Source organism: Streptomyces sp. NPDC005803 (assembly GCF_040630435.1).
In the GTDB taxonomy this organism is placed as follows: domain Bacteria; phylum Actinomycetota; class Actinomycetes; order Streptomycetales; family Streptomycetaceae; genus Streptomyces.
The window spans coordinates 385,110-395,077 of record NZ_JBEXXO010000004.1 but is presented as its reverse complement, the minus strand read 5'-3'; the positions used below and the strand labels follow the sequence as shown (position 1 = coordinate 395,077).

Annotated in this window: 10 protein-coding genes; 2 read left to right on the top strand and 8 right to left on the bottom strand. The window is 73.6% G+C overall.

Annotated features, from left to right (window positions below; translation table 11 throughout):
• Positions 1-66: 66 nt before the first annotated feature.
• The 4 genes from ABZ454_RS08965 to lipB form a co-directional block, all read right to left on the bottom strand.
• Complete coding sequence (locus tag ABZ454_RS08965; RefSeq protein ID WP_356323205.1) at positions 67-777, bottom strand: DUF4191 domain-containing protein; 711 nt, start codon at positions 775-777, stop codon at positions 67-69.
• Positions 778-796: 19 nt separating this feature from the next.
• The gene (locus tag ABZ454_RS08960; RefSeq protein WP_356323203.1) at positions 797-997 is read right to left on the bottom strand and encodes a hypothetical protein; all 201 of its coding nucleotides are present in this window, start codon (positions 995-997) and stop codon (positions 797-799) included.
• A 310-nt stretch (positions 998-1,307) separates the two neighbouring features.
• A complete protein-coding gene (lipA, locus tag ABZ454_RS08955) occupies positions 1,308-2,273 on the bottom strand; it encodes a lipoyl synthase (protein WP_356323201.1) in 966 nt (321 codons plus the stop codon).
• A 132-nt stretch (positions 2,274-2,405) separates the two neighbouring features.
• Positions 2,406-3,218 carry a lipoyl(octanoyl) transferase LipB gene (lipB, locus tag ABZ454_RS08950; RefSeq protein ID WP_356323199.1) on the bottom strand — a complete coding sequence of 271 codons (813 nt, stop codon included), beginning with the start codon at positions 3,216-3,218 and terminating at the stop codon, positions 2,406-2,408.
• Between the two features lie 318 nt (positions 3,219-3,536).
• Between lipB and ABZ454_RS08945 the strand changes: the two genes are divergently transcribed.
• On the top strand, positions 3,537-5,231 hold the full coding sequence (locus ABZ454_RS08945; RefSeq protein ID WP_356323197.1) for a regulator: 1,695 nt from the start codon (positions 3,537-3,539) through the stop codon (positions 5,229-5,231).
• A 40-nt stretch (positions 5,232-5,271) separates the two neighbouring features.
• Here the strand turns inward: ABZ454_RS08945 and ABZ454_RS08940 are convergent, their stop codons facing one another.
• Positions 5,272-6,693 carry an NAD(P)/FAD-dependent oxidoreductase gene (locus tag ABZ454_RS08940; RefSeq protein WP_359536705.1) on the bottom strand — a complete coding sequence of 474 codons (1,422 nt, stop codon included), beginning with the start codon at positions 6,691-6,693 and terminating at the stop codon, positions 5,272-5,274.
• A gap of 191 nt (positions 6,694-6,884) precedes the next feature.
• On the bottom strand, positions 6,885-7,784 hold the full coding sequence (locus ABZ454_RS08935; RefSeq protein WP_356323193.1) for a TIGR01777 family oxidoreductase: 900 nt from the start codon (positions 7,782-7,784) through the stop codon (positions 6,885-6,887).
• Positions 7,785-7,836: 52 nt separating this feature from the next.
• Between ABZ454_RS08935 and ABZ454_RS08930 the strand changes: the two genes are divergently transcribed.
• Positions 7,837-8,361 carry a GNAT family N-acetyltransferase gene (locus ABZ454_RS08930; protein ID WP_356323190.1) on the top strand — a complete coding sequence of 175 codons (525 nt, stop codon included), beginning with the start codon at positions 7,837-7,839 and terminating at the stop codon, positions 8,359-8,361.
• A gap of 22 nt (positions 8,362-8,383) precedes the next feature.
• Here the strand turns inward: ABZ454_RS08930 and ABZ454_RS08925 are convergent, their stop codons facing one another.
• Together ABZ454_RS08925 and ABZ454_RS08920 are read right to left on the bottom strand one after the other, a co-directional pair.
• Positions 8,384-8,905: a DUF4240 domain-containing protein gene (locus tag ABZ454_RS08925; protein WP_356323209.1), complete on the bottom strand. Its 522-nt coding sequence runs from the start codon at positions 8,903-8,905 to the stop codon at positions 8,384-8,386.
• Positions 8,906-8,965: 60 nt separating this feature from the next.
• Positions 8,966-9,943, bottom strand: coding sequence for a YafY family protein (locus ABZ454_RS08920; protein WP_356323188.1), 978 nt, complete (start codon positions 9,941-9,943; stop codon positions 8,966-8,968).
• Positions 9,944-9,968: the final 25 nt, after the last annotated feature.

The window sequence follows — 9,968 nt, the reverse complement described above, 5'->3', positions numbered from 1 at the left end:
AACGGGGGGGGGGCCCCCACCCTCTGGCCCCCCCCCCGCCCTCATTTCCGCGTTCTCTCGTTCCGCTCAGCGCATCTTTCCGCCGCGCGGCATCCGCATGCCCTTCGGCATGGGGCCCTTCGGCAGCGGCATGTTGCTCATCAGGTCGCCCATCGCACGCAGCCGGTCGTTGGCGGCCGTCACCTGCGGGCCGGTCAGGACGCGCGGCAGCTTCAGCATCTTGGTGCGCACCTTCTTGAGCGGCACCTGGCCCTCGCCGTTGCCGACGATGATGTCGTGCACGGGTACGTCGACCACGATGCGGGCCATCTTCTTCTTCTCGGCCGCCAGCAGGCCCTTCACCCGGTTCGGGTTGCCCTCGGCGACCAGCACGATGCCCGCCTTGCCCACGGCACGGTGGACGACGTCCTGGCTGCGGTTCATCGCGACCGCCGGCGTCGTGGTCCAGCCACGGCCCACGCGGTCCAGCACGGCCGCCGCGGCACCGGGCTGGCCCTCCATCTGCCCGAAGGCCGCCCGCTCGGCACGCCGCCCGAAGACGATCGCCATCGCGAGGAGAGCGAGCACGAAGCCCAGGATGCCCAGGTAGATCGGGTGGTCGATCACAAAACCGATCGCGAGGAGGACACCGAAGGTGACGATTCCCACACCCGCGACGACAAGACCGATCTTCGAGTCGGTCCGCCTGGTCATCTTGTAGGTCAGGGCGATCTGCTTGAGCCGCCCCGCGTTCTCGGCGCTGTCCGCGCCTTCAGTGGTTTTTGCCTTCCTCGCCATGCAGTGAAGTTTACGTGGCCTAGGAACGGTGGTCGGCCACGGCCTCCAGTACGTACTCGGACTCGACCCGGTCCTTGGCCCGGCGGCGGTCCTCGAGGACGGCCGTCCAGGCGTTGCGGCGGGCGGTTTTCTGGCCGCTGCTCAGCAGCAGCGACTCGACGGCGCGGAGGGCGTCGGTGACGGACGGAAGGGCGGTGGCGCGTACCGGCACGGCCTGCATCGTGGAAGTCCCCTCGGAACGGATGCGATCGCCGGACGGTGCCCGGCGGACGGAGTGTGCTGCGCGGACTGGATACGGGACGCGGGGCGACAGCGGCCCCTGCGAGCCACTGCGCTGCGTGCATCCAGGGTCACTGTTCGGTGTTACCAGCGCATGACCTGGCGGTCAAACACCAATGAAACCTTGTTATCGGCGCCGCGCACGTCGACGCGGCCCATACGCGCCCGCGACCTGCGAGGAGCGTACGGGCCGCGTCGATTCAGCCATTACTGTTCAGTAGCTTCTTGTGCCCGAATTCACACAGTCCGTGCTACGCGGTCGTCGCCGGGGCCACCGCGCCGCGCCGCTCGACCGCCTGCTGGAACAGCCGGCCCGCGCGGTACGAGGAGCGGACCAGCGGGCCGGACATCACGCCGGAGTACCCGATCTGATCGGCCTCCTCCTTGAGCTCCACGAACTCGTGCGGCTTCACCCAGCGCTCGACCGGGTGGTGGCGCGGGGAGGGCCGCAGGTACTGCGTGATCGTGATGAGCTCGCAACCCGCGTCGTGCAGGTCCCGGAGCGCCTGGCTGACTTCCTCGCGGGTCTCGCCCATGCCGAGGATCAGGTTGGACTTGGTCACCAGGCCGGCCTCGCGGGCGCGGGTGATGACCTCCAGGGAACGCTCGTAACGGAAGCCGGGACGGATCCGCTTGAAGATCCGCGGCACCGTCTCCACGTTGTGCCCCAGCACCTCGGGGCGCGAGGAGAAGACCTCGGCGAGCTGCCCGGGCTCCGCGTTGAAGTCGGGGATCAGCAGCTCCACCTTGGTGTGGCCGCCCTCCCGCTCCGCCGTCATCGCGTGGATCTGGCGGACGGTCTCCGCGTACAGCCAGGCGCCGCCGTCCTCCAGGTCGTCGCGCGCGACGCCCGTGATGGTGGCGTAGTTCAGGTCCATCGTGACGACGGACTCGCCGACGCGACGGGGCTCGTCCCGGTCCAGCGCCTGCGGCTTGCCCGTGTCGATCTGGCAGAAGTCACAGCGCCGGGTGCACTGGTCGCCGCCGATGAGGAACGTGGCCTCGCGGTCCTCCCAGCATTCGAAGATGTTGGGGCAGCCGGCCTCCTGGCACACCGTGTGCAGACCCTCGCTCTTCACGAGCTTCTGCAGCTGGTTGTACTCGGGGCCCATCTTCGCCCGGGTTTTGATCCACTCGGGCTTGCGCTCGATGGGGGTCTGGCTGTTCCGGACCTCGAGGCGCAGCATCTTGCGCCCGTCGGGTGCGACAGCGGACACTCCGGCACTCCCCTTTGCTTTCGCTGCATTGGATTCTTCGGCGAACACCAGGGTACGCCCGTTGTTCAAACGGCTTTACGTCTGCCCAACCTGTGGCCGGCAGGGCCTATTCCCGCAGAGGTGTTCCGAGGGTCACGCCGTGGCCACGGCATCCTCCGCGCGCTCGACGAGGCGCGGGGCGAGCTCGGCGTTCTCCAGGATGTCCCGGAGGTGCTTCTCGACGACCGGGAGCACCTCCGCGATCGTGATCTCGCGGCCGAGTTCGTAGCTGAGCGAGGTGACGCCCGCGTCCCGGATGCCGCACGGCACGATCCGGTCGAACCAGGTGTTGTCCGGGTTCACGTTGAAGGAGAAGCCGTGCATGGTGACGCCCTTGGCGACCCGGATGCCGATCGCGGCGAGCTTGCGGTCCTCGCGGCGCTGGCCGGCGTTGGACGGGGCGTACTCGGGGCCGTTGAGGCGGGCGTCGAACTCCTCGTCCCGCAGCCGGGGGTCGAAGTCGAGCGAGAGACCGCCGATCGCCGGGCGCTGCTCGACCGGGTCGCCCAGCACCCAGACGCCGCTGCGGCCCTCGACCCGGCTGGTCTCCACCCCGAACTCGGCGGCCGTACGGATCAGCGCCTCCTCCAGCCGGCGGACGTGTGCGACGACGTCCACCGGACGCGGCAGCTTCTGGATCGGGTAGCCGACGAGCTGGCCCGGGCCGTGCCAGGTGATCTTGCCGCCGCGGTCCACGTCGATGACCGGGGTGCCGTCCAGCGGGCGTTCGCTGTCGGCCGTGCGCCGGCCCGCCGTGTAGACGGGCGGGTGCTCCAGCAGCAGGCAGGTGTCGGGGACGGTGTCCTCGAACCGTGCCGCGTGCACCTCGCGCTGCTTCTGCCAGGCCTCCTGGTAGTCGACGGCGTTCTCGCCGAATCCCAGACGGACGAACCGAAGCTCAGTCACGACAGCAGCCTCTCTCCTCGCGGTGCCGGGGGCCGGGGTGTCCCGTCATCACGTCACCATGCACCGAATCGCGCCTTCGGCCACTGTACGACCGGCGTCGGAGCGGGGGCCCGGCAGGTGGTTCCTGTCAGCGCCGCCCCCAATCCTCACACGATCGGATGAATGTGAAGCGAGAGTGGCCGGGGCTGCCCCGGAGGCCGCTAAATTCGCGCCGTCCCCTGGGGCGTGCGTGCCCAGCACCGTGACCCGGCGGGAAGACTCCAGAGCAGGCCCTCAGGGCTGCCCGCCCGGCCCCGAAGGCAGGAGACCGTACAGCTGATGTCGGAACGACCTCCGCAGCGCACCCCCAACCGCCGACTCGCCTCGCTCATCACCGAAGCCGGATTCTCCAACGCCGGTCTCGCCCGGCGGGTGGACCAGCTCGGCCTCGAACACGGCCTCGACCTGCGGTACGACAAGACCTCCGTGACCCGCTGGCTGCGCGGCCAGCAGCCACGGGGCACCACCCCCGCGCTGATCGCCGAGGTCTTCACCCGGCGGCTCGGCCGCCGGCTCTCCGCGCAGGACCTGGGCCTGGACGCCTGCGCGCCCGTCTACGCGGGCCTGGAGTTCGCGGCCACGCCCGCCGAGGCGGTCGACATCGTCAGCGGACTGTGGCGCAAGGACTCCGGCAGCCACGCGGAGCTGCGGAAGATCGCCTTCACCCCGGCGGGTCTGGTGGTCCCCAGCCGCGACTGGCTGATCGGACGGGCGGACGAGTGGGTGGGGCGGGCGGGCGAGGCCGCCTCGGTCGCGGGCGGGGCCGGCAGGGCGCACGCGGCCGCCCAGGCGCACGCCGCCCCGCGCACGGCGCCCGGCCCGCACGGGACGTACGGCGGGGCGGTGAACGGGCAGCACGGCGGCGGGAGCGGCCTCCACGGACCGGGCGGCGGGCCCGTGCCCGGGCTGCCCGAACAGAGCGGCCTGCCCGGGCACGGCGCCCGGCACGGTCTGCGCGGGCCCACCCCGACCCGCCCCGCCGGACCGCACGCCCCCGGCAGCCCCCCGGCCGCCCTCGTCCCCGGCGGCCCCGGCGTCCCCCGGCAGCGGCAGACCGAGCGGGGCTCCGGGCTGAAGGTCAGCAGCGGGGACGTCGCCGCCCTGCGCTCGGTCGGCGAGCTCTTCCGCACCCTGGACAACGCCTACGGCGGCGGCCACGCCCGGCAGGCCCTCGTCCGCTACCTCGAACACGAGGCGGAGCCGATGCTGCGCGGCACCTACGGGGAAGCCACCGGGCGGCGGCTGTTCGCCGCCGCCGCCGATCTGACCCGGCTCGCCGGCTGGACCTCGTACGACATCGCGGCGCACGGGCTCGCCCAGCGCTACTTCGTCCAGGCGCTCCGGCTGGCCCAGGCCGCCGGCGACCGGGCCTACGGCAGCTTCGTCCTGATCACCATGAGCAGGCAGGCCGTCTACCTCGGGCACGGCCGGGAGGCGGTGCAGCTGGCGCGCGTGGCCCAGCAGGGCGTCGGCTCGTCCGCGCCCCACACCGTCCTGGCCCTGCTGCACGCGGTCGAGGCACGCGGCCACGGCGTCCTCGGCGAGGCCAAGGCGTGCGCCGCCTCGCTCGCGCGGGCGGAACACGCGCTGGAGGCCTCCCGCCCCGGAGACGAGGTGCCGCACTGGGCCCGCTACTTCGACGAGGCCCAGCTCGCCGACGAGTTCGGGCACTGCCACCGCGACCTCCAGCAGTACCGGGCCGCCGCCCAGCACGCGGAGCGCTCGCTCCAGCTGCGCGCCCCCGCGTACGCCCGCAGCCGGCTGTTCTGCCGGGTGGTCCTGGCCTCCGCCCGGCTGGGACTCGGCGAGCTCGACCAGGCGTGCCGGCTGGGCGCGGAAGCCGCGCAGCAGGCCGCCGAGATGCGCTCGGTGCGCGCCACGGAGTACGTACGGGACTTCGAGCGGCGCCTCGAACCCTTCCGCGACGCCGCCGCGGTGCGCGGCTACCGCGAGCGGGTGGCCGCGCTGGGATGAGGCCGCGCCCGGCAGGGGGCGCGGCCCCGGATCCCGGTGGCTACGCCGCCTCGGGGAGCACCGTGGCGTCCTCCCGGGCCGGCCGCACGCCCAGGTCGGCGAGGATCGCCCCGGCCGCGCGGCGGCCGGAGGAGAGGGCCCCCTGGACGGTGCCGGTGTCGCGGTGATCGCCGCACACGTACAGGCCGGCGAGCAACCGCACCGGGCGGCGCGGGTCGTGCGGCGGCGGCATCGCGGGCACCGCCTCCGGGTCGTGGTGGGCGGCCAGCAGCTCCCAGTCGTCGGTGGGTGTTCCGTAGAGCGCCGCGAGGTGCGCGCGGACCGTGCGGTCCAGATCGGGCGGCGGGGTGCCGAGCACCGTCGAACTGATCAGGACCCGGCCGTGCGGGGCACGTTCCGGGTCGACCTCGCTCATCACCGCGGTGTGGGCGACCGGGCCCGAACGGTCGGCGTCCAGGAGCAGGGAGGCGCCGGTCGGAGGGGGAGCGGGGGCGGTGTGGTGGAGCACCGTCACCGGGTGGAAGGGCGGTACGCGCAGACCGGGCAGCAGCTCGGCCGCGGCGCCCGCGCCGGTCGCCAGCAGCAGGGAACGGCACCCGAGTTCGCCGTGCTCCTTGGTGCGCACCGAGGTGATGTCCGCCGCCGTGACGTGCACACCGGTCCGTACGGTGCCGGGCGGCAGCGCGGCCGCCAGCAGATCGGGCAGGCTCGCCGACCCCCCGGACGGTACGCAGAGCCTGCCGCTCGCGTAGCCGCGCAGCGCGAGGTCGGCGCACCGGCTCGACGTGGTGAGCGCGGGATCGCTCAGCAGCGCCGTGAGCAGGGGGCGCACGAAGCCGTTGAGCGTCCGGGAGGACAGGCCGCGGCCGGACAGGGCGTCGAGCGCCGCCCGTTCGGGCCGGGCCAGGACGCGGGCCCGCGGGGTGGCGGCGAGCCGGGCCAGGGCCACGCCGAGCCGGGCCTGGTCGATCGCCCCGCCCATGGCGCCGGTGAGACCCCCGCCCGTCATCCCGGTGAGGTTGCCGCCCAGGGGCGCGCGGGGGGCGCTCGCGAGGGCGCGCGCTGCCTTGAATGCGCCCAGCGCGCTTCGCGAGCCCCGCGGGTTGCGCGTCTCCCCGGTCCGGAACCGGCGGACCTCCCCGGTCCGGAACCGGCGGACCTCCCCGGTCCGGTACCGGCGGCCCTCGCTGTGGACGAGGACGCCGGGATCGAAGTGGCGCAGGACGAGTCCGTCGAGCCCGGGTGTCGCGTACAGCTCCGGGTACGAGGTGTTGAGAAGCGGTCCGATGTGGTCGAGGCGGAAGCCGTCCACCTCGTCGGTCATCATCCGGCCGCCGGCCCGGGGGCCGGCTTCCAGGACGCTGACGTTCACTCCCGCACTGATCAGTCGGTGGGCCGCTGACAGGCCGGCGATCCCGGCCCCGATGATGACGACGTCCGCGTGGTGTGCCGTGCTGAGCACGTGCCCCTCCCCGAGTCGGCGCAACTGGTGGGAGGCTCTTGCCCTCAACAGGCCCCCGGAATGCGCGCGTTCGCCATGAGGCTAGGAGGGTGGCGGGATCGCGCGCAGTCGCGCGCGGGCCGGGGCACCGGTGCACGGGGTCGCACGCGCGTCTGAACGGGACGACGGGGAACGGGTCATGGGACGCGGGATCAGCGCAGAGCGGCCCGGATGGCGGCATCGATCCCGGGGAAGGCGAACGCGAATCCCGAGTCCAGCAACCGCGCCGGCAGGACCCGCTGACTGCCCAGCACGTCCCCGGCGAACTCGCCCAGGGCGATCCGCAGCGCCGGCGCGGGAGCGGTGAACAGGGTGGGCCGGCGCAGCACCCGGCCCATCGCCGCCGTCACCTCGCCGTTGGTGACGGGGGCCGGCCCCGTCAGATTCACCGGCCCGGACAGCTCCGGGGTGTCCAGGAGGTGCCGCAGCGCCGCGATGTGGTCGTGCAGCGCGATGAAGCTCCAGTACTGCCGCCCGTTGCCGAGCCGGCCGCCGAGCCCCGCACGGAACAGCGGGAAGAGCCGGCCCCACGCACCGCCCTCCCGGGCGACGACCAGACCGGTGCGCGCGTGCACGGTCCGCACGCCGGCCTCCTCCGCGGCGGCCGTGGCTTCCTCCCACTCCACGCACACCGACGGCAGGAACCCGTCACCGGGCGGCGCGCCCTCGTCGACCGCGCGGGCCCCGGTGTCGCCGTAGTAGCCGATCGCGGACCCGGCCAGCAGCACCTTCGGCGGTACGTCCAGCGAGGCGACGGCCTCGGCGATCGCGGCCGTGCCCAGCACCCGGCTGTCCCGGATCTCGCGCTTGTACGCCTCGGTCCAGCGGTGGTCGCCGACCCCGGCGCCGGCGAGATGGACGACTGCGTCGCAGCCCACCAGCCCGGCCACGTCCACGTAACCCCGCCCGGGGTCCCACTCCACCTCGTCGCCCGACCGTGCCGGGCGCCGGACCAGCCGGACCACCTCGTGCCCGTCGGCCCGCAGCGAGCGCACCAGCGCCGCTCCGATGAGTCCGGTCGATCCGCTGACGGCGATACGGGAGTGCGGCATGGAACTCATCCTGCCCCATGGGCCGCCGGCGACGCGTGGCACAGTGACGCCCATGGCCGAGTCCTTCACTCCTTCCGCCCCCTTCGTCCGACCCGCCGTCCTCGACGACGACTCCGCCCTCGCGGAGCTCGACCGGAGCACCTGGTCGACCCTGCACGAGGTGGTGGAGCGTCCGCAGCCGCCGTACGCGCCGTTCTTCGACGAGCGGCACCGGCCGCAGGACGTCCTGGTGGCCGAGGCGGTGAACGCGGGCGAGCGGGTCATCGCGGGTTACGTACGCGTGGTGCCGCCCACGCCGCTGGCCTGCAACGCGCACGTCCGGCAGATACAGGGCCTCGCCGTGGCCGGCTGGGCGCGCGGCCGCGGCATGGGCCGCTCACTGATACGCGCGGCGTGTGCGGCGGCACGCGGCCAAGGGGCGAGCCGGATCACCCTGCGGGTGCTGGGCCACAACGCCCCCGCCCGTGCCCTGTACGCGTCGGAGGGGTTCACGGTCGAGGGCGTACTGCCCGGCGAGTTCTTCCTGGGCGGGCGGTATGTGGACGACGTGCTGATGGGCCGGCCGCTCAGCCCGTGACCGGGCCCCGGCCGACCCCCGCTCACCCGGCGCCGAAGCGCTCCCACAACGCGGGCAGCCGCGCCGCGAGGGCGGCGTCGTCGTCGAAGCCGAACGGGGTGCCCTCCGGCTCGGCTGCCTGGGGCGGCAGCCCGAGATCCGGCGCCACCACCCCGGTGAGCTGCTCGTACGCCTCGTCGGCGGCGTAGCCCAGGTCCTCCGCGTCCCCGTCCAGCTCCTCGTCGAAGTCGTCGAGGAGTTCGGCGAGGCTGTCCGGATCGTGCACGGCGCCCTCGTACACCTCCCGGCCCTGGCCGATCAGCCAGCAGCGGAAGTAGTCGAAGGCGTCGTCGCTCGCCCCGCCGAGCAGCACGGACGCGGCGCCCCACAGGTCCCAGCGGTACGCGCGGTTGTAGCGCGCCTCGAAGTGCCGGGCGAAGTCCAGCACGGAATCGGGGTCGAGCTGCACCAGCCGTTCGACGAGCAGGTCGGCATGGTCCTCGGGGTCGCCGTCGGCGGCCTCGCGGGTGCTGTCGACGATCTCCCAGAACTCCGTCTCGTCCATCACGGGTCCAGCATCTGCCTTGGCGACAGGCGACGCACGCGGAGACACCGAAATGAAGCCTTAAGGCCGATGGTAGAGCGCGTACAGATGTGCGGCGGCGGCCTCGAACCTGGTGCGCAGGGATGCCGGTCCCAGAACCTCCAACTCCGGTCCCAGGGCCAGCAGCTGACCGTACGCGACGTCCAGGGACTCGACCGGCAGGGTGAGCGTGGTCCAACCGTCGGGGCCGGGCGGGCCGGCCGCGGCCAGGGCGTCCTGGGCCGCGCCCCGGTCCACGGCGTGCGGCAGCCGGCGCACGGCAGTCTCCGAGAGCCGCAGCGTCACCTCGGTGCGCAGGATCGACCGTGCGAACTGGGCCGCGCGCTCGTCCCAGAAGGCGGGCAGGTCGAAGTCCTCGTCCCGGACGAAGGGGGTGTCCGACACGGTCACGGCGGTGAACCGGTCGATCCGGTACACCCGGAAGTCGTCCCCCGCGCGGGCGCAGAGGTACCAGACGCCGGCCTTCAGGACGAGCCCGTACGGCTCGAGCTCCCGCTCCGCCTCGGTGTCCCGGCCTGCCCGCCGGTAGCGGGCGCGGACCGTCCGGTCACCCCGGACGGCCTCGGCCACGGCGGGCAGGAGCTCGGGCGTGACCGGCTCCTGGTACCAGCCGGGCGCGTCCAGGTGGAAGCGCCGGCCGGCCCCGGCGGGGGCGTCGCGGAGGGAGGGGAGGAGGGCCGCCGACACCTTCAGCCGGGCGGCGGACGCGGCGTCCGCCAGGCCCATCTCGCGCAGGGCGGAAGGGAGCCCGGAGAGGAAGAGGGCCTCGGCCTCGTCCCGGGCGAGACCGGTGAGGCCGGTGCGGTACCCGCCGACGAGCCGGTACCCGCCGGCCCGTCCCCGGTCCGCGTACACCGGGATCCCGGCCTCGGACAGGGCCTGGGCGTCCCGGGTGACGGTCCGCTCGGACACCTCCAGCTCCCGGGCGAGCTCGGCGGCGGTCATGGCGGGGCGGGACTGCAGGAGCAGCACCATTCTGATGAGCCGGACAGCACGCATGCGGCCATTGTGGCCGCGGCAGGGG